This is a genomic window from Variovorax sp. dw_308 (assembly GCF_019207085.1).
Classification (GTDB): Bacteria; Pseudomonadota; Gammaproteobacteria; order Burkholderiales; family Burkholderiaceae_C; genus Variovorax.
Window position 1 is genome coordinate 346,653 of sequence record NZ_JAATOM010000001.1, and the last position, 21,661, is coordinate 368,313.

General features: G+C 68.1%; 18 protein-coding genes. 8 read left to right on the forward strand and 10 right to left on the reverse strand.

Annotation, left to right across the window (positions count from 1 at the left end; genetic code table 11):
• Window positions 1-95: 95 nt before the first annotated feature.
• The 3 genes from HCU76_RS01565 to HCU76_RS01575 all read left to right on the forward strand — a co-directional run bounded on the left by HCU76_RS01565 (window position 96) and on the right by HCU76_RS01575 (window position 3,561).
• Entirely contained in the window at window positions 96-596 is a 501-nt protein-coding gene (locus tag HCU76_RS01565; protein WP_218508237.1) for a hypothetical protein, read from the forward strand.
• A gap of 248 nt (window positions 597-844) precedes the next feature.
• Entirely contained in the window at window positions 845-1,315 is a 471-nt protein-coding gene (locus tag HCU76_RS01570) for a (2Fe-2S)-binding protein (protein WP_218508238.1), read from the forward strand.
• A gap of 2 nt (window positions 1,316-1,317) precedes the next feature.
• Window positions 1,318-3,561 carry a molybdopterin cofactor-binding domain-containing protein gene (locus HCU76_RS01575; protein ID WP_218508239.1) on the forward strand — a complete coding sequence of 748 codons (2,244 nt, stop codon included), beginning with the start codon at window positions 1,318-1,320 and terminating at the stop codon, window positions 3,559-3,561.
• Window positions 3,562-3,571: 10 nt separating this feature from the next.
• Here the strand turns inward: HCU76_RS01575 and HCU76_RS01580 are convergent, their stop codons facing one another.
• From HCU76_RS01580 to HCU76_RS01605, 6 genes are all read right to left on the reverse strand, one after another.
• The gene (locus HCU76_RS01580; protein ID WP_218508240.1) at window positions 3,572-6,337 is read right to left on the reverse strand and encodes a LuxR C-terminal-related transcriptional regulator; all 2,766 of its coding nucleotides are present in this window, start codon (window positions 6,335-6,337) and stop codon (window positions 3,572-3,574) included.
• Window positions 6,338-6,604: 267 nt separating this feature from the next.
• The gene (locus HCU76_RS01585) at window positions 6,605-8,491 is read right to left on the reverse strand and encodes an acyl-CoA synthetase (RefSeq protein ID WP_218508241.1); all 1,887 of its coding nucleotides are present in this window, start codon (window positions 8,489-8,491) and stop codon (window positions 6,605-6,607) included.
• A gap of 12 nt (window positions 8,492-8,503) precedes the next feature.
• On the reverse strand, window positions 8,504-9,640 hold the full coding sequence (locus tag HCU76_RS01590) for a DUF5938 domain-containing protein (RefSeq protein WP_218508242.1): 1,137 nt from the start codon (window positions 9,638-9,640) through the stop codon (window positions 8,504-8,506).
• A gap of 46 nt (window positions 9,641-9,686) precedes the next feature.
• On the reverse strand, window positions 9,687-10,454 hold the full coding sequence (locus tag HCU76_RS01595) for an SDR family NAD(P)-dependent oxidoreductase (RefSeq protein ID WP_218508243.1): 768 nt from the start codon (window positions 10,452-10,454) through the stop codon (window positions 9,687-9,689).
• Window positions 10,455-10,512: 58 nt separating this feature from the next.
• Window positions 10,513-11,274, reverse strand: coding sequence for an SDR family NAD(P)-dependent oxidoreductase (locus HCU76_RS01600; protein WP_218508244.1), 762 nt, complete (start codon window positions 11,272-11,274; stop codon window positions 10,513-10,515).
• Between the two features lie 123 nt (window positions 11,275-11,397).
• The gene (locus tag HCU76_RS01605) at window positions 11,398-11,919 is read right to left on the reverse strand and encodes a nucleoside deaminase (protein WP_218508464.1); all 522 of its coding nucleotides are present in this window, start codon (window positions 11,917-11,919) and stop codon (window positions 11,398-11,400) included.
• 193 nt (window positions 11,920-12,112) lie between these two features.
• On the opposite strand from HCU76_RS01605, the gene HCU76_RS01610 reads away from it, so the two are divergent.
• Window positions 12,113-12,322: a hypothetical protein gene (locus tag HCU76_RS01610; protein WP_218508245.1), complete on the forward strand. Its 210-nt coding sequence runs from the start codon at window positions 12,113-12,115 to the stop codon at window positions 12,320-12,322.
• 147 nt (window positions 12,323-12,469) lie between these two features.
• Here the strand turns inward: HCU76_RS01610 and HCU76_RS01615 are convergent, their stop codons facing one another.
• Entirely contained in the window at window positions 12,470-13,105 is a 636-nt protein-coding gene (locus tag HCU76_RS01615; RefSeq protein ID WP_218508246.1) for a DNA-3-methyladenine glycosylase I, read from the reverse strand.
• Window positions 13,102-15,432 (reverse strand): beta-glucosidase BglX, encoded by a 2,331-nt coding sequence (gene bglX / locus HCU76_RS01620; RefSeq protein WP_218508247.1) that lies wholly within the window; start codon window positions 15,430-15,432, stop codon window positions 13,102-13,104. The genes HCU76_RS01615 and bglX overlap by 4 nt, the downstream gene beginning before the upstream one ends.
• 246 nt (window positions 15,433-15,678) lie before the next feature.
• Here bglX and HCU76_RS01625 point away from each other — a divergent pair, with 246 nt between their 5' ends.
• The 4 genes from HCU76_RS01625 to HCU76_RS01640 all read left to right on the forward strand — a co-directional run bounded on the left by HCU76_RS01625 (window position 15,679) and on the right by HCU76_RS01640 (window position 20,225).
• Window positions 15,679-17,292: a glucan biosynthesis protein G gene (locus tag HCU76_RS01625; RefSeq protein ID WP_218508465.1), complete on the forward strand. Its 1,614-nt coding sequence runs from the start codon at window positions 15,679-15,681 to the stop codon at window positions 17,290-17,292.
• Between the two features lie 57 nt (window positions 17,293-17,349).
• Window positions 17,350-17,748 (forward strand): OsmC family protein, encoded by a 399-nt coding sequence (locus HCU76_RS01630; protein ID WP_213955402.1) that lies wholly within the window; start codon window positions 17,350-17,352, stop codon window positions 17,746-17,748.
• A 28-nt stretch (window positions 17,749-17,776) separates the two neighbouring features.
• The gene (locus HCU76_RS01635) at window positions 17,777-18,925 is read left to right on the forward strand and encodes an aromatic ring-hydroxylating dioxygenase subunit alpha (protein ID WP_218508248.1); all 1,149 of its coding nucleotides are present in this window, start codon (window positions 17,777-17,779) and stop codon (window positions 18,923-18,925) included.
• 235 nt (window positions 18,926-19,160) lie between these two features.
• A complete protein-coding gene (locus HCU76_RS01640) occupies window positions 19,161-20,225 on the forward strand; it encodes a hypothetical protein (protein ID WP_213955404.1) in 1,065 nt (354 codons plus the stop codon).
• Window positions 20,226-20,243: 18 nt separating this feature from the next.
• On the opposite strand, the gene HCU76_RS01645 is transcribed toward HCU76_RS01640, so the two are convergent.
• Entirely contained in the window at window positions 20,244-20,729 is a 486-nt protein-coding gene (locus HCU76_RS01645; RefSeq protein ID WP_213955405.1) for a nucleoside deaminase, read from the reverse strand.
• 59 nt (window positions 20,730-20,788) lie between these two features.
• Complete coding sequence (locus HCU76_RS01650) at window positions 20,789-21,373, reverse strand: winged helix-turn-helix domain-containing protein (protein ID WP_218508249.1); 585 nt, start codon at window positions 21,371-21,373, stop codon at window positions 20,789-20,791.
• Window positions 21,374-21,661: the final 288 nt, after the last annotated feature.

A 21,661-nucleotide genomic window follows, 5' to 3' on the forward strand; every position in this document is an offset into this window, starting at 1 on the left:
TGCACCAGCGTGCTGCACGCCAGGCTCGGCGCGATATTTGCGTGTCACAGCCTGATCGGACCATTCTGCCGGTCTCTCAAGATGAGGAACTGCCCATGTTCGGACTGACATCCCTCGGCATCGTTCACACGGCGATCAGCCTGGTCGCGGTCGCGGCGGCCGTGATCGCCGTGCTTCGCTACAAGGAGATTCCGCCCGGCACGCGGGTGGGGCAGGTCTACATCTGGACCACCGTGCTGACCTGCCTCACCGGCTTCGGCATCTTCCAGCATGGCGGCTTCGGCAAGCCGCATGCGCTGGGCATCCTGACCTTGATCGTGCTGGCGATCGCCGCCGTGGCGGGGCGCACCCCGCTGTTCGGCCGGGCGTCGAAGTACGTCGAGACCCTCAGCTACACCCTGACCTTCTTCTTCCACATGATCCCGGGCTTTACCGAATCGCTGACGCGGCTGCCCGCGGGCTCGCCGGTGTTCTCGGGCCCGGACGACCCGGGCCTGCAGCCAGTGATCGGTGTCGTGTTCGTGCTGTTCGCGATCGGCATGGTGCTGCAGGTGCTGCGCCTGCGCGGCGCCGGTCGGGCGGCGGCCCCGGCTTAGGAGGCTCTGAACAAGTCCTCCGCGGACCGCGCATCCTCGGCTCGGGCGGTCTGCGGCGTTGCAAATCCTCGCCATAGCTTCGGCTATGGCTGCGGTTCGCGCCTTGCATCCCATCCCGAGCCGACGCGCGCGCCCTCGCGGGGACTTGTTCAGAGCCTCCTTGGCGCCGGCCCTCGAAAGCGCCATTGCCGGTGCCACCGAAGCGTGGCACGCTGCCCTTCCCCGATGAATTGCAAAGGAGTGGGTTCATGCCGAACATCACGCTGGACATCAATGGCGCCCCGCGTTCCATCGACGCGTGGGACGCCGATATGCCCTTGCTCTATGCCTTGCGCAACGACCTCGGCCTGCACGCGGCCAAGTTCGGCTGCGGGCTGGGGCAATGCGGCTCGTGCACCGTGCTGCTCGATGGGGCGGCGGCGCGCTCGTGCCTGACCAGTGTGGGCGCGGCGGCCGGCAAGCGCATCGTCACCGCCGAGGGCCTTGGCGCGCCCGCGAAGCCGCATCCGGTGCAGGCCGCCTTCATCGCCGAGCAGGCCGCGCAGTGCGGCTACTGCACCAACGGCATGGTGATGTCCACCGTGGCGCTGCTGGCGCACACGCCCAGGCCCACACGCGAGCAGGCGCAGCAGGCGCTGGCCGGCAACCTGTGTCGATGCGGCTCGCATGACCGCGTGCTGCGCGCAGTGCAGCGTGCGGCGGATGCGGGGAGGGCGTGACCATGGCGCATCTCCTCCCTGCGATCGCACTCCCCGGCGCGTTGTCGCGCCGCGCCGCGCTCAAGGCCGGCGCGCTCTTCGTCGGCTTCTGCCTGGCGCCGGGCGGCCCGGCACTTGGGCAGGCTGCGGGCGCATCGGCGGGCGCAGCGCGCAGCCTGGCGCTCGACAACGTCGACTCCTTCCTCGCGATCGGCACCGACGGCACGGTGGTCATCTATTCCGGCAAGGTCGACCTCGGCACCGGCCATCGCATCGCGATCCGCCAGATGGTGGGCGAGGAGCTGGGTATCGGCGTCGAGCGCATCGAACTCATCGAAGGCGACACCGCACTCACGCCCGACCAGGGACCAACCGCCGGCAGCACCGGCATCATGCGCGGCGGTGTCCAACTGCGCCAGGCCGCCGCGACGGCGCGCGAGGCGCTGCTGGCCCTGGGCGCACAACGGCTGCAGGCGCCGGTCGAGCAACTGTTGCTGGCCAGCGGCGAGGTGAGGGCGGCCGATGGCCGCAGCGTCGGCGTTGCATCGCTGGTCGGTGGCCGCAGCTTCGACGTCAAGATGAACCCGAAGGCGCCGCTGAAGAAGCCGGCCGACTACAAGCTGGTCGGCCAGTCGCTGCCGCGTCCGGACATTCCCGCCAAGGTGACGGGGCGGCATGTCTATGTGCATGACCTGGTGGTGCAGGGCATGCTGCACGGGCGCGTCGTGCGGCCGCCGTCGGTGGGTGCGAAGGTGCTGGCCGTCGACGAGTCGTCGGTCGCCAGGCTGCCGGGCGTGCGCGCGGTCCGCATCGCGGATTTCGTCGGCGTTGTCGGTGCGGACGAATGGGCCACGGTGCGCGCGGCGCGCAAACTCAAGGTGCAGTGGAGCGAGAGTGCGCCGCTGGTCGGCCATGCCGCGCTGGTCGACTGGGCGCGCAGCGGTCCGTTCGTGGCCGAGGAAGTCATCACGGCCAAGGGCGATGCCGCGCGCGTCGATGCCTTGCGCGATGCGCCCGACGTGCTGCGCGCAACCTATTCGTGGCCGATCCAGTCGCACGGTTCCATCGGGCCGTCGTGCGCGGTGGCCGATGTGCGCGCGGATGCGGGCACGGTGTGGACCGCGTCGCAGGCGAGCCACCGCTTCCTCAACATCTTCGCCGCGCTGGTCGACGTGCCGCGCGACAAGCTGCGCGTGATCTACCTCGACGGCCCCGGCTGCTATGGCATGAACGGCAGCGACGATGCCGCCGCCGATGCGGTGCTGCTGTCGAAGGCCGTCGGCAAGCCGGTGCGCGTGCAATGGAGCCGCGAGGACGAACTCGGCTGGGACCCGAAGGGCCCGCCGCAACTGCTCGACATGGCCGCGACGCTCACGCCCGAGGGCGGCATCGATGCCTGGCAGACCGACATGTGGGTGCCGCGCGCGACCGCGAACCTCGAATGGATTCCGTTGCTGTCGCCGCTCGCTGCGGGCATGCGCCAGCCCGTCGGCCAGTCGACCGGCCTGGTGTCGCAGAACGGCGATCCGCCCTACGCGCCCAAGGCCGTGGTTGTGAAGGCGCACTGGCTCGGCCCGGCGCCTCTGCGGCCGTCGAACATCCGTGCACCGGGCAAGGTGGCAAACTGCTTCGCGGTCGAGAGCTTCGTCGACGAACTGGCGGCGAAGGCCAAGGCCGATCCGCTGGCATTCAGGCTGCAGCGCGTGTCTAACCCGCGCAGCGCGGAGGTGATTCGCCGCGTCGGGCAGATGATGGACTGGAAGCCCCGGCCATCACCCAGTGTCGCGCCGACACGCGGCGCCATCGCGATGGGCCGCGGCATGGCTTTCATCCACTACAAGAACAGCGAGACCCATGTCGCGGTGGCGATGGAGGTCGAGGTGGATCGCGACAGCGGCCGGATCGCGGTGCGGCGCGTCTGCTGCGCGCACGACTGCGGGCTGATGATCAACCCCGACGCGGTGCGTGCGCAGGTGGAAGGCAACATCCTGCAGACCCTGTCGCGCACCTTGTACGAGGAGACCACCTTCGACCGCTCGCGCGTCACGAGCGTCGATTGGCAGAGCTATCCGCTGCTGCGCTTCCCGGCGGTGCCGCGCATCGAGATCGCGCTGATCGATCGTCGCGACGAGCCGCCGCTGGGCGCCGGGGAGGCGGCCTCAAGCCCGGTGCCGGCGGCCCTGGCGAATGCGATCTTCGACGCGACGGGGGTGAGGATGCGCAGCGTGCCCTTGCTGAGCGACAAGTTGAAGGCGCTGATGGCGTAGTGGGCCGCGGTCAGATCAACGAGATCTCCTGCGCCCGCGCCAGCGCACTGGTGCGGTTCTTCACGCCGAGCTTGGTGAAGATGTTGTGCAGGTGCCATTTCACCGTGGCCTCCGACAGGAACAGGCTTTGCGCCAGTTCGCGGTTGCCGAGTCCCGCCTTCAGCAGGCGCAGGATCTTGAGTTCGCGCTCGGTCAGTTCCTCGGTCTCGCTGCGCGCGGCGGCGGGCCGTTGCGGCAGGGGCGTGGTGCGGCCGGCGGCTTGCAATAGTTGCTCGAGGTAAGCGAAGGGCACCAGCTTGTCGCCGCTGGCTGGACGAAGGTCGCCGCTGGCTGTGCGCAGTTCGCCTCGGCTGGCGTGGATCGTCTCCACCATGTCGAGCAACAGCGCATCGCCGTCGAGCCAGCTTCGAAGCAGCCCGCAGCGGGCGCCGAGCGCGAGCGCCTCGTCGAGCGTGCGCAGCGCCTGTGCGCGGTCGAGGGCGCGGTGCTGGTGCATGGCCTTCATTGCCAGCAGCCGCGCGAGCTGGGCCTGGTGGCCGTCGCGCTGGGCGCGCCGGATCGCATCGTTGAGCGCACCGGCGGGGTTTGCGCCTTGCTGGGCCGTGAGCCGCAGCCGCAGCGTGGACAGGCAGACGCTGTCGTCCTCATCGACGGCCGCGGTGGCGGCCGGGCCGACCAGCCCGTAGGACTGAGCCAGCTTGTGTGCCTCGTCGAGCGCGCCGGCCTGCAGGCGCAAGGTGCAGCGCTCCGCCGCGAGGATGCGCGCCAGGCGCGGCAGCTTGAGCCGGTGGCCGAGCGATTCGCCTTCGAGCAGGCAGGCATCGGCCGCGGCCAGGTCGCCCGCAAGCCGCGACAGCCGCGCCCGCGTCAGGTAGCCGGCGGTCGTCATCTCCACCAGCCCGTGCTCGTCGATGAAGGGCAGGCCCAGCTCGACGAAGCGCCGGGCCTGCTGCAAGTCGCCTTGCTCGTAGCAGACCTCCGCGGCCAGCAGCGTGAGCATGGAGCCCGCGTACGAAGCGAGGCCCAGGCTGCGCTCCACGGTCGCGATGCCGGTGCGGGCCTGCGCCATCGCATCGTTGAAATCGCCGCGCCGCATGGCCAGCATCATGGCCAGCGCCGATGCCCAAGCCAGGCCGTAGTCGGCATCGCACTCCTCGAAAGCGCGGCGTGCGATGGCGAGCGCCTGCTGGCCCTGTTCGAAGGCATCGGAGGCGCAGCAGCCGCTGGCCAGCACGTTGGCCACCACGCCGGTGCGGAAGGCGTTGGCACGCGGCCATGACTTGAGCCAGCCCTCGCTGCGCGACTTGGCCAGCAAGGGCTCGCCGGTGTGGGCCCAGTAGACGCATCGGATCATCTCGACCACGCAGCGCAGGTCATCGTCACCGTCTTCCGCACAAGCGCTTTCCAGCGCGCGCAACTCCTGCTCGGCCTCCGGATAGTGTCGCGTCAGCACCAGCGACCATGCGTGGCCGGTGCGGATCTTCGGGCGCGCATGAACCAGGGCTTGCGGCAGCCGCGTGAGCCAGGCCAGCAGGGTCGCGTGCTCGCCGCGGTGCTGCACCAGTTCGGCGGAGAAGTCGGCGACCAGGTCGGCCGCGCGCTCCAGGTCCTGCCCTTCGAACGCATAGCGCACCGCCTCGTGCGGCAGGCGATGGCGCTGGAACCAGTCGCTGGCGCGCAGGCTGATGGCGCGCGCCGCATCGCCGGGCCGCTCGCGGCTGCGGCCGCGCAGGTAGTCGGCGAACAGGTGGTGATACCGGAACCAGGTGCGGGAACGGTCCAGCCCCGAGAGGAACAGGTTGCGGCTCTGCACCTCGGCCAGCATGGCGCGGCTGTCCTGGCGGCCGAGCACCTCATCGCAGAGTTCGGCGCAGAAGCGCTCCAGGCCCGCGGTGTCGAGCAGGAAGTCGCGCAGGTCGGGCCGCAGGCTGTCGAGCACCTGCTCGCCGAGGTAGTCGGTGATGTCGCGGTCGGTGCCGGAGAAATCGGCGAGGAAGGCGCCGCGGTCGTCGCTCTCGCGCAGGGCGAGCGAGGCCAGTTGCAGGCCGGCGATCCAGCCTTCGGTGAGGTCGTGCAGCGTCTCGACCTGCGCGCGGTCGAGCGGCGCGCCGCTCACGCGCCCGACGAAATCGGCGGCTTCGTCGAGGCCGAGGCCGAAGTGCGCGGCATCCAGTTCGAGCAGCTCGCCGCGCAGGCGCAACTGGCTCACCTGCAAGGGCAGGCGCGTGCGGCTGGCGATCACCAGGCAGACGTTCTGCGGCAGGTGCGCCAGCAGCCATTCGAGCTTGCGGTGCACGGCTTGCTGCTGCACCAGGTGGAAGTCGTCCAGCACCAGAATCAGGCGCCGGTCATGGTTCACCAGGTCGTGCAGCAGCGAGGCCACGATGGCGTCCGGCGAGGCCATGCTGCCGCCGTCGGCCTGGGCCAGCGCGTGGCGGCCGAGGCGCGCGTCGGCATGGTGCAGCGCGGCGGCCAGGTAGCGCAGGAAGCGCAGCGGGTCGTTGTCCTCGGCATCGAGGCTGAGCCATGCGGTGGTGATGCCGCGCGCGTCGAGCTGCGACACGAACTGTGCGAGGGCGGTGGTCTTGCCGTAGCCGGCTGGCGCGGTGACGCTCAGCAGGCGCCGCGTGAGGCCCGCATGCAGCAGGGCGGACAACTGCGAACGTGCGAGCAGCCGCAGCGAGAGCTGTGGCGGCGCGAGCCGCGATTCGACGAGCACCGCGGCCGATGCCTCGGCCGCGCCTGCGTTGCCCATTGCGCTGCTGCCTTGCGCCATGTTTGTTGCCTCTGGTTTGGGCTGATGCTGGTCAGCGTTGGAACATGGAGTTTGCAGGGATTCGTCGGTTGCTGGAATGCGGACTTGACCGTACGCGAAAGACGCGAAGAAACGCGAAGGACGCAAAAAATACAAAAGGAAATCCAGAAGGAATCTTTCGGTTTCCTTTCGCGTCCTTCGCGGAACCTTCGCGTCCTTCGCGTACGGTCAAGTCCGATCCCGTATTCCCGGCATCAAGTCAGCGCTCGGTGGAGCGAACGCGCCTGCTCACGTCGGCTTCCAGTCGATCGTCCAGCGCACCGGAAGCCGCCCGAGTTCCGCTTCGGCCTGCTGCACAAGTGCCATGCCGTCTGAACCTCCAGGCCGCTGCGCCACGATCCGCGCCTCCAGCCCGTGCTTCGGATGCGGCGCCACCGCCACTTCGACATCGACATCCCCGCACACCTTGCGCAGCGTTTCGCGCAGCGCCTTCTCGATCGCCAGTTCGCGCAGCTTCGGCTTGAAGATCTTGTTCACCGCCGTGAGCGGCAGCGCATCGAGCACCACCACGTCGACCGGCACGGCAGCACGCTCGGTGATCACGGCGCGCGCGTGCGCCAGCAAGTCGGCGGCATCGCAGCTTGCGCCCTTGCGCAAGGTGACGTAGGCCATCGGCAGTTCGCCCGCATGGCCGTCGGGCTTGCCGACCGCCGCGGCCATCTCGACGGCAGGGTGCCGCATCAGGCCTTCCTCGATCATCGCGGGATCGATGTTGTGGCCGCCGCGAATGATCAGGTCCTTGGCCCGTCCGGTCAGCCAGAAATAGCCTTGCGCATCCTGCCGCCCGAGGTCGCCGGTGTTGAGCCAGCCATCGGCCAGGCAGATGCCCTTGTTGTCGCTGTCTTTCACGTAGCCGGAGAACACGTACGGGCCGCGCAGCAGGATGGTGCCGATCTCGTCGACCGCGGCATCGCGCTGCGGCTCGCCATCGGCGCCGAGCTGCGCGACCTTCATCTGCTGGTAGGGCAGGCGCAATCCGATCGAGCCGATGGCGCGGTGCCCGTCGCGCGGGTTCAGAGAGCTCACGCAGGTGGCCTCGGTCATGCCATAGCCCTCGAGCAACTTGAGCCCGGTGGCCGCCTCGAAGCGGTTGAACAATTCGATCGAGAGCGGCGCCGCGCCGCAGACCGCGAAGCGCAACGAGCTCACGTCGACGCCCTCTCGCGGCACGTTGAGCAGCGCCGACAGCACCGTTGGCACGGAACTGAACAGGGTCGCCTTGTAGCGTTCCACCGAGCGCCAGAAGCCGCCGATGGTGCGCGCATCCCGGTAGCCCGCGCTCGACAGCATCACCACATGCGCGCCGACGCTGAAGGGCGCCAGCCCGGTGATCAGCATGGCGTTGGAGTGGAACAGCGGCAGGCCGCACAGCAGCGTGTCCTGCGGTCCCATGGAGAGGGCGGTCGACACGGCCCAGGCATTGGCCGCCTCGTTGAAATGCGTGCGGCGCGCCAGCTTGGGCGTGCCGGTGGTGCCGCCGGTGTGGAAGTACGAGGCCACGTCGTCACCTTGCGGCGGCGCGGCGCCAACCAGTGCGTCGCCGGGTTGCTGCGCCAGCAGCGCATCGAAGTCCAGCGCCCACGGCGGGCAGGGGCCATGGCCGCCCACGCGCACGACGGCGCGCAGCGTCGGCACCCGGTCGCGCAGGGCTTCGACCTTTTCCCAGATGCCGGGTTGTTCTTGCCGGCCCAGCGCCACGATCACCACCGTGCCCGCCGCGTTCAGGATGCCGACCATGTGCTCGACTTCGAGGAAGGGATTCACCGGGTTCACGATGCCTGCCGCCTCGGCGCCCCAGAGCGTGAAATGCGTTTCGGGCAGGTTCGGAAGCAGGTACGAGACCACGTCCGTCCGCCCCACGCCGAGCGCAATGAACGCATTGGCCGCCTGCGTGACGCGGCGGTACAGCGTGCCGTAGTCGTAGCGCGTTTCCCCGTCGGCCGCATCACCGCTCGGCACGAAGGTCAGCGCCGGCGCTTCGGGCGTGGCCTCGGCCTGCCGCGCGATGGCGGCATGGCTGGACACCGGCTGCTCCAGCCGGGTCTCGATCGGCAACTGCTCCAGCGCCTCGACGTCGGCCAGCGTGCGCAGTGGCGCGTGAGCGCTCGTCGTCATCGATGAACGCCTTCAGTCCTGCACGGTCAGCTCGGGCTTGGCCACCAGCCCGAAGCTGCGCAGCACGCCCAGCAACTCGTGGTGCCCGAAAGCCTGGCAGCCCGATGCGAAGCCGATGCGCTTCGGCGGCTGCTGCAGCAGCGAATGCGCGGCATAGGCCTGCAGCAAGCCGGTCTGCTTGTAGTTGCAGTTGCCGAAGATCACGCAGTGCGCGCGGCCCAGCGGCCCGGTGGCGTGCACCGAATCGACCGACTTGTTCAGGCGTGGGTTTTCGCGCGGCGGCATGCTGTTCATCACGCCGGCTGCCGTCTGCGCCAGCGCGGCATAGCGGTCGTCGGGATTCATGCCTTCGGTCGCCTTGAGCGCGGCGGCGACGATCTGCGGCACGCCCAGCATCAGCGGCTTGTTGAACACGCCGCCCAGGACCTTGACGTTGGACACGCGCGGATCCTTCTTGAACCACACCGGATGCGAGGTGCCGCCCCAGGGCAATGCAAGCGCCATCTCGTGCTGGCCCGGGATCGCGAGGCTGTAGAGGCCCGCGTCGGGCTGCCATTCGACGTACTGGTTCTGGTAGAGGTGGAAGGCCTTCGACGTGGCCGCGTTGACCAGAATGGTCTGCGTCGACGCGATGGTCGGGCTGCCGCCCCAGAACACGGCGATGTCGAGCGTGTCGAGGCCCGGCGTTTCCAGGCAGAGCTGCGCGGCGATCTCGCCGGTGGTGTACATCTGCGCGAGGCCGGGCGACAGCAGCAGGCCGGCTTGCGCAAAGCTGGCGCCGTACTTCGCTTCCAACGTGATGAGCCAGTCCTGTTCGCCGGTGGTGTCGGTGTAGTGGCACTTCGCGGCCAGGCAGGCGTCCACCACCTCGGGGCCGAACTTGGCGAACGGCCCGACGGTGTTGAGCACCACGGAGGCGCCGGTGAAGAGGGCGGTCAACGCCTCGACCGTGTGCGCCACTTCGACCACTTGATACGTTGCTGTCTCGATGCCGGCGACGTTGGATTTCATCGCTGCGTTGAGCTTGTCGGCGCTGCGGCCGGCCGCGATGAAGGGGATGCCGAACTCGCGCAGGTACTCGCAGACCAGCCGGCCGGTGTAGCCGCTCGCGCCGTAGACGACGACGGGCTTCTTGTTGTTGTCGCTCATGTTGTGTTTCCTTGCCAAGTGACGGTGACAGATAGATGCGGAAAGATCAGAGCAGCGACGAACTCACGCCGCCGTCCAGCACGAAGCCGCTGCCGTTCGAGAAGCTGGCCCGCTCGGAGGCCAGGAACACGGCCAGGTGGGCCACTTCTTCGGGCGTGCCATAGCGGCCCTGGCGCTGCGCGACCACGGCGTCGAAGTCCGGGATGTTGAGCATCTGCTCGAAATCCTTCTTGCGCGGCTTGACCATGTCGGTGTCGACGAAGGCCGGCAGGATCGCGTTGACGCGGATGTTGTGCGCGCGCAGTTCGACCGCGGCCGTCTGCGTGAGCGACATGACGCCGGCCTTGGCCGCGGCGTAGCTGCCGATCAGCGGGACGGCCGCCTTCGCCGTGACCGAGGCCATCGTCACGATCGCGCCGCCGCCTGCGGCGATCAGCGCCGGCGCCGCGTAGCGGATGCAGAGGAACACGCCGTCGAGGTTGATCGACGTCACTTCGCGCCACTGCTCGTAGCTCATCGCGGCCAGTGAAGAGAGCGTGGCGATGCCCGCGTTGGGCACCATGATGTCGAGCCGGCCATGCTGCTTCACGGCAGTGGCCACCAGCGCCTCGACCTGCTCCGGCACGCGCACGTCGCAAGCCACGGCCGTCGCGCCTGGCAGCGAAGCCGCCACCTTCTGTGCCGCGCCGGCATCGACGTCCGACACGATGACCTTTGCGCCCTCGGCCGCGTAGGCACGCGCGATGGCCTCGCCGAGCCCACGCCCCGCGCCCGTGACGATGGCGACCTTGCCCTGAAGAAGTTTCGTGCTCATTGGGTAACCTCCGTGCTGCGTACTGCGGTGCCAGCGCCTGCTGGCGGCCGAGCGGCGCTCATAGCAATCCGGCAGACAGGCCGCCGTCCAGGATGTAGTGGGAGCCGGTGGTCCAGCTGGCGGCGTCGGAGGCGAGGAAGGCCGTCATCTCGGCCACCTCCTGCGGCGTGCCGAGTCGCAATTGCTTCACCGCGACCAGCGCGCTGAAGGGCACGCCGACGATGGCTTCGACGGTCGGTATCAGCCGGTCGACCATCGCCGTACCGATGAAGCCGGGGCACACCGCGTTGACGCGGATGCCGGTGGGCTTGAGCTCGGCCGCGGCCGTGCGCGTGAGCTGCAGCACCGCCGCCTTCGAGGCCGCATACGAACCGAACAGCGGCACGCCATTGGTGCCCGCCAGCGACGAGATGTTGACCACCGAGCCCTTGCCCGACGCCACCAGCGCGCCGAGCGCGGCGCGCATGCCGAGGAACACGCCCATCACGTTGATGTTCATGAGCCGGCCGATCTCTTCCTCGGTCTGGTCGAACAGTGGCTTGACGATCTCGATGCCGGCGTTGTTGACGAGCGTGTCGAGGCCGCCGAAAGCGGTGGTCGTGGCTTCGACGGCGGCGGCCCAGTCAGGAGCCTTCGTGACGTCGCAGCGCACGGAGCGCGCCATCGGTCCGAGGTCGGCGGCGGCCTTCGCGGCACCCGCTTCGTCGATGTCGGCGAGCATCACCTTCGCGCCCCGCTCGACGAAGAGCCGCGCGATCGCGAGGCCAAGCCCCTGCGCCGCGCCGGAGATGAGGGCCTTGCGGCCCTGCAGTTCGATCATGTGCTTGTCTCCTGTCCGCCTGTGGTCGGCGGGTGGAGGCATTCGAACAGCGGCGGGCTTGTGCCGCCGCCCAACTAAAGGTTGGTTTTTCGTGCTGCGATGCAGCACCTGCCTACCGGGACATCAGCGCTTCCACGCCCCCACATGCGGCGCACTCGCCTCGTCCAGCAGCGCCGGCCCGATGCATTCGATCGCATGCGGCGACGCACGGAACACATCGCGGCAGGACAGCTCCGCATCGCGCTGGTCCTGCCGCTCCCCGCGGAACACGCGCAGCCGCGCGGCGTCGATGCCGAAGACCACGCGGCCGATGTTCGACCAGAAGATGGCGCCGGCGCACATCACGCAGGGCTCACCCGACGCGTACAGCGTGGCGCCCGCCAGGTCTTCCCGCGTGAGGCCGCGCCCGGCCAGCGCGCGCACGGCGTTGGTCTCCGCATGACCGGTGCAGTCGCCGGTCTCGACAGTGTTGTTGTAGGCCTCGCAGATCACCTCGTTGTGGGCCGAGACGATGACGGCGCCGAACGGCCGGTTGCCGCGGCGTGCAGCCGCATGCGACCAGCCGATGGCCTTGCGCAGGTAGCGGCCATCGCGTTCTTCGAGAGAGGTTTCCGGGGGGAATGTGTTGTTGTCGCCGGGGTTCATGCGTTCGCTGCGGGGCGCCTGGATGTCTTCAATATGCCATGCACGGTACGTGCCCGGCAATCGGGCTCCTCCTGCCGCGCCATGCAACATAGTTCACGCCGCGGGCAACTATGTCGTGGCGGGGCGGGCCGAAGTGTTGTATGCAAGCACATCCACATACGCCGCGTTGCCGGGCGCACGCAGAATGCGCCCCATGACCGAACCCAGCGCACTTTCCGACAGCCAACTGATGGCGCGCGCCCACTTGTGGCGCAGGAAGTCGATGATGGGGTCGCGCGACGCGGGCTCCATCGCGCGTGCACACGAGATCGAGATGCGCCGCCGTCTTGGCGGCGCGACCACCAAGGGTGCGCCCTTGGCGCAGGGACGGGCGCAGCGCCGCAAGTGGTGGCGGCTCTGGTAGGGTCCTGAGTCTCCCGACGCACGGCCCTGGGCAGGTAGTCCGCGCGGTTCGTCCGGGGCGGCTTTCGAAGGTGGGGCAAGCGCGGGCACGTACCTTCAACGCAGCGAGGCGATGCGCGCCTCGATCGCGGCGCGCAGCACGCAATCGCTACTCGGGCACCTTCAACTCGCGCCGCACCTTCAACGCCTTCTCCCGCGCATGGCACCCATCGAAGTGGTCGTTGACCAGCCCCATCGCCTGCATCAGCGCATACATCGTGGTCGGCCCCACGAAGGTCCAGCCCTTCTTCTTCAGATCCTTCGAGAGCGCCACCGATTCGGGCGAGGTGGTCATGGCCTTCACATTGGCCAGCGTGAAACGCTTCGGCCTGCTCTTCGGGTCGGGCTCGAAGCCCCAGCAGTACGCCGCCAGCGAACCGTGCTGCTCGCGCAGTTCCAGCACACGGCGCGCGTTGTTGATGGCCGACTCGATCTTGCCCCGATGCCGCACGATGCCGGCGTCGGCCAGCAGCCGCGCCACGTCCTTCTCGCCGAAGCGCACCATCTTCTCGGCCTCGAAGTTCGCGAACGCGGCGCGGAAGGCCTCGCGCTTGTTGAGGATGGTGAGCCAACTCAGCCCGGCCTGGAAGCCTTCCAGGCACAGCTTCTCGAACAGGCGTCGGTCGTCCGTCACCGGAAAGCCCCACTCCTCGTCGTGGTAGCGCTGGTAGAGCGGCGTGGCGGCGCACCAGCTGCAGCGCATCTGGCCGTCGCCGCTGTCGAAGAGGCCGGAGGGGAGTGTCATTGCAGTTCGAATCCTTGCTGCTTCACGGCCACCGAATCCAGCCCGATCTGCACGTTGAACTGGCCCGCCTCCGCGGCGTACTTCAGTTGCGCGTTGAAGAATTTCAGCTTGTCTTCATCGATGGTGAATCGCACGACCTTCTCCTCGCCAGGTTGCAGCATCAGCTTGCGGAAATCCTTCAGCTCCTTGACCGGCCGCACCACCGACGCGGCCACGTCCTGGATGTAGAGCTGCACCACCGTCTCGCCGGCGCGCTGGCCGGTGTTCTTCACGGTCACGCTCGCTTCCAGCCTGGCATTGCGCGCCATCGTCCTGCTCGACAGCGTCACGTCCGACAGGCTGAAGTCGGTGTAGCTCAGGCCATAGCCGAACGGATACAACGGCCCTGTCACTTCCTCGAAATACTGCGAGGTGTAGTTGCCCGGCTTGCCCTCGGTGAACGGGCGCCCGAGGCGCGGCTTGTTGTAGTAGGTGGGAATCTGGCCGAGCGAGCGCGGGAACGAGATGGGCAGCTTGCCGGAGGGGTTGTAGTCGCCGAACAGCACGTCGCTGATCGCGTTGCCGCCTTCGGTGCCGGTGTACCAGGTCTCGAGGATGGCGTCGGCTTCCTTCTGCTCGCGCGCCAGCGTCAGCGGGCGGCCGTTCATCAGCACCATCACCAGCGGCTTGCCGGTGGCCTTGAGGGCCGTGACCAGCGCGCGCTGGCCGGCCGGCAGGTCGAGGCTGACGCGGCTGGAGCTTTCATGCGACATGCCGCGCGATTCGCCGACGGCCAGCACCACCACGTCGGCCTGCTTCGCGACCTTGACCGCTTCGGCGATCATCGCTGCCGGTGTGCGCTTGTCCTGCGTGACCTCCGGCTTGTCCCAGTTCATGAAGTTGAGGTACTCGACGATCTTCTCGTCGGTCGTGATGTTGGCGCCGCGCGCGTAGACGAGGCGCGCCTTGTCGCCCACCGCATTGCGCATGCCTTCCAGCAAGGTGACCGACTGCGCCGCCACGCCGGCGGCCGACCAGCTGCCCATCATGTCGATCTTCGCGTCGGCCAGCGGGCCGACCAGGGCGATGGTGCCGGCCTTCTTCAACGGCAGCGTCTGCTTCCTGTTCTCCAGCAGCACCATCGACCTGCGCGCCACGTCGCGCGTCTCGGCGCGGTGCAGGCGGCTTTCGGCGTTGACGTCGGCCGGGTCGTCGGCGGGCTTGCCGATGCGGCGGTACGGGTCGTGGAACAGGCCCATGTCGTACTTGGCGCTGAGCACCTCGCGCACGGCGTTGTCGATCTCCTGCTGGGAAACCTCGCCCGACTTCACCAGCCCTGGCAGTTCCTTCAGGTACACCTCGTCGGCCATGCTCATGTCGATGCCGGCCTTGATCGCGAGCTTGGCCGCTTCGCGCTCGTCCTTGGCCACGCCGTGGCGGATCAGCTCGACGATGGCGCCGTGGTCGCTGAAGGCCACGCCCTTGAAGCCCCAGTCCTTGCGCAGCAAGTCCTGCATCAGCCACATGTTGGAGGAGGCGGGCACGCCGTTGATGGAGTTCAGCGCCACCATCACGCCGCCGGAGCCGGCATCGATCGCGGCCTTGTAGGGCGGCAGGTAGTCCTGGTACATGCGCATCGGGCTCATGTCCACCGTGGCGTAGTCGCGGCCACCCTCGACCGCGCCATACAGCGCGAAGTGCTTGACGGCGGACATCACGCTGTCGGCGTTCTTCGTCGATGGGCCCTGGAAGCCCTTGACCGCCGCACGCGCCGCGGCGGAAACGAGGTAGGGGTCTTCGCCGAAGCCTTCCGAGGTGCGGCCCCAGCGCGGGTCGCGCGAGATGTCGACCATCGGCGCGAAGCTCATGTCCACCGCATCGCTGCTGGCCTCGATGGCCGCGGTGCGCATGGTCAGCGTGATCGCGTCCATGTCCCAGCTCGACGCCAGTCCCAGCGGGATCGGGAAGATCGTGCGATGCCCGTGCACGACGTCGTAGGCGAAGGACATCGGGATCTTCAGCCGGCTGCGCTGGATGGCGGCATCCTGCAACGGGCGGTTGTCCTTGCGCGTGACCGAGTTGAAGGTGCCGCCGACGCGGCCGGCAGCGATCTCGTCGGCCAGCCGTGTGAGAGGCATGTCGCCGCCGATGCTGATGAGCCGGAGTTGGCCCACCTTCTCGTCGAGCGTCATGCGCGACATCAGTTCGGCGATGAAGGCGGGCTTGTCGTTGAGCAGCGGGGTCGCTGCGGCGGGGGCTGGCGTCGAGGCGGGCGTGCTGCCCGTCTGGGCCAGTGCCGAATGGCAGGCAAGGCTCGCAACCAGACCCAGCACGTAGAGTTTTTTCATTCGATGAATGTCTTGTGGTCCCGGCGGGCGGGGTATCGATTTACGTCGCTGCGATGGTGTTGCAGAAAGGCGGAGTCTACTGTCAGCCATTGCCCCGCATTGGGGTCTTGGCGTGGGATTTGCTCGATGGCTTGCTACATTGGCGTTCGTTCCCAAAGGAGAGATTCAGTGGTACCTATCGCCGCCGCGCGCCTCGTGCGCCGCACGCTGCCTACCGCCTCGAAATGCATTGCTGCCGCTTCGCTGATGCTGTGCGTTGCCCAGGCCCATGCCTTCTCGCTCGACGACGTGGTGGCCAAGGCGCGCTACCTGATGGCGACGCCCTACGTGGCGCCGGTGAGCAACCTGCCGCCGGCCTTCGCGCAGATGCAGTTCGCCGACTACGCGAAGATCCAGCCGCTGCCGGCGAAGTTCGGATGGCGCGACCAGCCCACGCCCTTCAAGCTCAACTTCTATCACCAGGGCATGCAGTTCAATGCGCCGGTGACCATCAACGAGATCGTCGGCAACGACGTGAGCGAGATCAGGTACGACGCGCAGCGCTTCGACTTCGGCGGCTTGTCGCTGGACAAGAGCGCCACGCAGAACCTCGGCTACGCCGGCTTCCGCGTGCTGTACCCGATCAACCAGCCCGGCAAGGAAGACGAGATCATGAGCTTGCTGGGCGCGAGCTACTTCCGCGTGATCGGCAAGGACCAGGTGTATGGCCTGTCGGGTCGCGGCCTGGCCATCGACACCGCGCCGCCGGGCGGCGAGGAGTTCCCCAACTTCCGCGAGTTCTGGGTGCAGCGGCCCGCGGCGCAAGACCAGCAACTGGTGATCTACGCACTGCTGGATTCGCCACGCGCGACCGGCGCCTACCAGTTCACCCTGCGACCCGGCGCCGATACGGTGCTCGATGTGCAGGCCCGCATCTTCATGCGCGGCAAGGTCGGCACGCTGGGCATCGCGCCGCTGACCAGCATGTTCCTCTACGGCCCCAACCAGCAGACCGACAAGCGCAGCTACCGCCCGGCCATCCACGACTCCAACGGGCTGGCCATCCACACCGGCAGCGGCGAGCGCCTGTGGCGTCCGCTCAACGATCCGCTGGCCGTCGCGATCAGCACCTTCAGCGTCGAGAACCCGCGCGGCTTCGGCCTGCAGCAACGCGGCCGCGAGTTCTCCCGCTTCGAAGACCTCAAGGACCGCTACGACCTGCGGCCGACCGCCTGGATCGAGCCCAAGGGCGACTGGGGCAAGGGCAAGGTCGAGCTGGTCGAGCTGCCCACGGCCGACGAGACCAACGACAACATCGTCGCCTTCTGGACGCCCGACGTGCAGCCCGAAGCAGGCCAGGCCCTGCAGTTCGACTACCGCATGCACTGGACCATGGACGAGGCCGCGCTGATGCCGCGCAACCTGGCCTGGGTCCGCCAGACCATCCACACCACCGGCGAGCAGACCCAGGCCAACCTGATCCGCCAGCCCGACGGAACGACCGCCTTCCTCATCGACTTCGAAGGCCCGTCGCCGATGGCGATGCCGGCCGATGCCGCAGTGACGCCGCAGGTGAGCGTGGACGGCAACGCCGACCTGATCAGCAGCACGCTGGAGCGCAATCCCACGATCAAGGGCTGGCGCGTGACGATCCGCATCAAGGTGAAGGACCCGAAGATTCCCGTCGAGCTGCGCGCGGCGCTTGTCGGCGGCGGCAAGCAACTCAGCGAGACCTGGAGCTACCAGTTGACGCCCACGGTGGTGGCCGCGGCCGCGCCGGCGCCGGCTGCTTCCACCGCACCGCCTGCGCCGGCGCCCGCGACGCCCGTAGCGCCTGCAGCGCCTCCGGCAGCACCGCCCGTTGCTGCGCCCGTCAAGTAGGCAGTCGGAGAGCGCTATGGTGGCGCCTGATCCACCCGCCCCCACAAAGGAATTCCCATGAGCATCACGGTACGTCGCGACGACATGGCCGGCACGCGCCACATCCTGAAGATCCGCAACCACGAGATCGCCCTGGACGCGTCGCCCGCGGGCGGTGGCAAGGACGAAGGCCCGGAGCCGCACGACCTCTACGACGCCTCGCTGGCCTCGTGCAAGGCGCTCACCGTGCTGCTCTATGCGCGGCGCAAGCAGATGCCGCTGGAGGACATCGAGGTGACGGTCGATCGCGACAACTCGCAGGAGCGCCAGGGCACCTATCGCCTGAAGACCTCCCTGAAGCTCACCGGCCCACTCAGTGAAGACCAGCGCGCCGAGTTGCTGCGCGTGGCCGGAAAGTGCCCGCTGCATCGGCTCATGACGGAGGTCAAGACCGAGATCGAGACGGTATTGATCTGACAGAATTCCGGGGCAGGAGACAGCCCCAATGAGACACGAAGAACAAGTCGCAATGATCCAGCGCGCCCTCGCGCTGATCGAATCCAGAGGCAGCGAGCGTGGCGAGCCCGATATCAGCCCGGTGTCGCGCTACCTCGATGCGTCGCGCTACCAGCAGGAAGTGGAGAAGATCTTCCGGCAGTACCCGCTGGCCGTGTGCCCATCGGCATCGCTGGGCAAGGCCGGCGATACGTTCGCCATCGACGTGGCGGGCATTCCGCTGGTCATCGTGCGCGCCGAGGGCGGCGAGATCAATGCCTTCGTCAACGCCTGCCGCCACCGGGGCGCACGCATCAAGGCGCCGGGCCTGTCGAGCCAGCGCGTGATGATCTGCCCCTATCACAGCTGGACCTATGGCCTCGATGGCGCCTTGCGCGGCCGGCCGCACGCGAACGAGTTCCCGCATGCGCCCGCATCGGATTGCTCACTGGCGCGCGTGCCGGTGGCAGAGGCACTGGGGCTGGTGTGGGTGGTGCCGCGCGTGGTCAAGGCGGGCGAGAGCGGTGCCATCGACATGGCCGCCTGGCTCGGTCGCTTCGGCAACGACCTGCGCAACTGGGGTTATGACAGCTGGAAGCCGGTGAGCGAACGCGCGTTCGACAACGCCACCAACTGGAAGATCCCGTTCGAGGGCAACCTCGAGTCGTATCACTTCCAGTACGCGCACCGCGACAGCATTGCGCCGATGTTCTACGACAACCTGCTGGTGGCAGACCACGACCGGCAGCACCAGCGCATGTTCCTGCCCAAGCGCAGCATCGAAGGCCTGCGCGGGCGGCCCACCGGCGAATGGCAGGTCGGCCCGCACGCGAACATCATCTATTACTTCTTCCCGGCCACCTTCATCCTGCACGAGGGTGACCATGCCAATGCGTTCACCGTGCTGCCGGAGGCGCTGGATCGCTGCCGCGTGATCGGCAGCACGCTGGTACCCGAACTGCCGACGACCGAGAAGTCCGTCAACTACTGGCGCAAGAACGTGGCGTCGTTCTGGGGTGCGCTCGACGAGGACTTCGCGCTGGGCGTGTCGGCGCAATCCACGCTGGCCAGCGGTGCGCACGAGGCCTTGTACTTCGGCGCCACGGAGTGCGGCGCGGCCCGGTTCCACCGCGACGTCGAGGCCGCGCTCAGGGCCTGATACGACTTCGCAATCCAACGCATGGCGGCGTTGCCTTGCCGTGCTGCGGTACTGCCTGCGGCGCTCCGCCTTGTTCTGCGCTCGATTGCAAAGTCGCATGAGACCCGAGCGCCCTCAGGTGGCCGCTGCGGCGCTTGACCGCCACCGGGCCTGCGTTCAAGATCGCGCGCAACAACGCGAACGAGCATGCCGCCCGGCGCAGCGCGGGCCGCGCCAGCACCGCGAGGAGCAACGCATGACCTTGTCCGACCGCAGGCGATTCCTGAAGGCGCCGCTGTGCATGACCGCACTGTCGCTGGCGGGCTGTGCGGGGGTCGGCCCGCCCACCGTGGCGCGCGACCGCTTCGACTACAACGGCGAAGTCGCGCGCTCATGGAAGGAGCAGACGCTGCTCAACATCGTGCGCACGCGCTACTCCGACATGCCGGTGTTCCTGGAGGTCTCGCAGATCGTCAGCGGCTACACGCTGGAAAGCACCGTGTCCTTCGGTGGCGTGCGAGCCCATGACACGCTGGTCCCGCCGTCCAGCAACCTGAGTTTCGGCGCGCAGGGCAAGTGGACCGACCGCCCGACCATCACCTATTCGCCGCTGACCGGCGCGCAATTCAATCGCAGCATGCTCACGCCGATTCCGCCGGCGGCCGTGCTGTTCGCCATGCAGGCGGGCTGGCCGATCGACCTGGTGCTGCGCGTGGTGGTGCGCAGCGTCAACGGCATCGACAGCACCGGCCGGGAAGCCGGGCGCTATGAACGATTGGTCGACCTGATGCGCAGGCTGCAGGACTCGGAAGTGCTGGGCATGCGGGTGCAGGGTGACAAGGCCGACCAGGCGGTGGTCCTGTTCTTCAGTTCGCGGACACGCTCGCCCGATGAAGAGGCCATGCTCCAGGAACTGCGCACCCTGTTGCGCCTGACCACGGGCCGCAATGAATTCCGGGTGGGCTTCGGCGCGGCGTCTGCCAGCACCGGCGAGATCGCGATGCTCACGCGTTCGATGCTGCAGATCCTCGTGAGCCTGGGCGAATATGTGGAGGTGCCGGAGGTCGATTTGCGCGACGGCCGGGCCGGTGCGAGCCAGGCGCCATCGAGCGCGACGCTGGGGCGGTTGCTGAAGATCAAGGCGAGTGCGGAGCGACCGGGGGACGCGCTGGTCGCGGTGCCCTACCGCACCCAATGGTTCTGGATCGACGACCGCGACATCCCGTCCAAGCGCACCTTCGCGATGGTGATGATCCTGTCCACGCTGGCCGAGACGGGGGCGAGGGAGGTGATGCCGCTGGTGACGATTCCGGCTGGGTAGGCGGCTGCGGGAAGAGCTTCAGCTCCGCCCCCGGCGCTCCCAGAAGCCGCGGTGCGTGGCGATCATTTCTTCCTCGACCGCGGCCACCGGCCCGACCACCTCGATCTTCTTCTGCCCGCGCGCGAAGACCTCGCGGCAAGGCAGCGACAGCGTCGGGTTCTCCGGATGGTCGCCGGTGAGCGCGAGCAGCGCCGCCTCTTCCGCGCCGTAGACCACGCGGCCGATGTTGGCCCAGTAGGCGGTGCCGGCGCACATCGCGCAGGGCTCGAAGGTAGTGACCAGCGTGCACTGCCAGAGGTAATCGGCGGGGTAGTTGAGCGAGGCGGTGCGCGCCAGCGTGGCCTCGGCGTGATGCACGGTGTCGATGTTGCCTTGCTCGGCGATGACGGTCTCGCCATCGGGGGCGACGAGCACCGCGCCGAACGGGTGGCGGCCCATGGTCATGGCGCGTTGGGCGACTTCGTTGGCGCGGCGCAGCGCGCGGAGGATCTGGTCTTGGGTCATCGGCGCAGTGTGCCAGCGCTTTACTCCCTCTCCCCTCGGGGAGAGGGGGCAAATCCGGGCTATGCCCGACGAGACAAAGCGTTGCGAGGGTTGGGCCTGACGAGAAGCGAGAGCAGCTTTAGCCGACTCTCGCGGGGCATCGCGTGAAATAGCTCGAGCAGGCTTTGGTCCATCTCGCCTGCGTCCGCTGGCATGAAAGCGGACGTGCCGAGCAACCAAACTGGTCGGGTTGCCGCAGCAGCAGCCTTGACAGGTCCCGGCGTTACCACCTCGACGGTGGTGTCGAGCATGTAACCCCGACGCGGCAGGGTCTTGATCAAGCGCAAGTCCCGATCGTCAAGAGCAGCACGCAGATCTCCCACGCACTGAACGAGCGAATCGTCGGTAACCACCGTCGGGCCCCACAGTGCTGCGATCAGCTCATCCTTCATGAGCAGGCGTGCGGGATTCTTCAGCAAATGCCGCAACAAGGCGAGCGGCTTGGGCCGCAGCGCTATCGGGGCGCCGCCCTTGCGCAACTCGTCTCGCCGCGGATCGAACTCGAAGCCGGCAAAGACCAGGAGGACAGCAACCTGGGCGCCAGGCGCTTCGCTCAGCGGCTCATCCATGAGGAGACGATGGATCATCGTTCGTTTGGCGATCATTCGGCTGCTCCTTGGGACCTGGAATCCGTGCGCCAGCATCGCGCAACCCGCTGGCGCTCGCGATCCCGGAGCGACGAAAGCGGCAAACCGGGCGACGAACCAGAATCCGCGGCGACGAAGCTGGCCTCGGCGCCGTGTCGACTCGCGGGCGAGTCGAGCCCGTCTCCGTGCTGGCGATGCGAAGTGATGTCTGGGTTTCGTAGCAGGCGTTCAGGCTCTGCGTGATCGCGCCGGTGACACAGGCATGCGTTGATCCACGCAGGTTTCGATTCGTCCTGTACCGGCGTG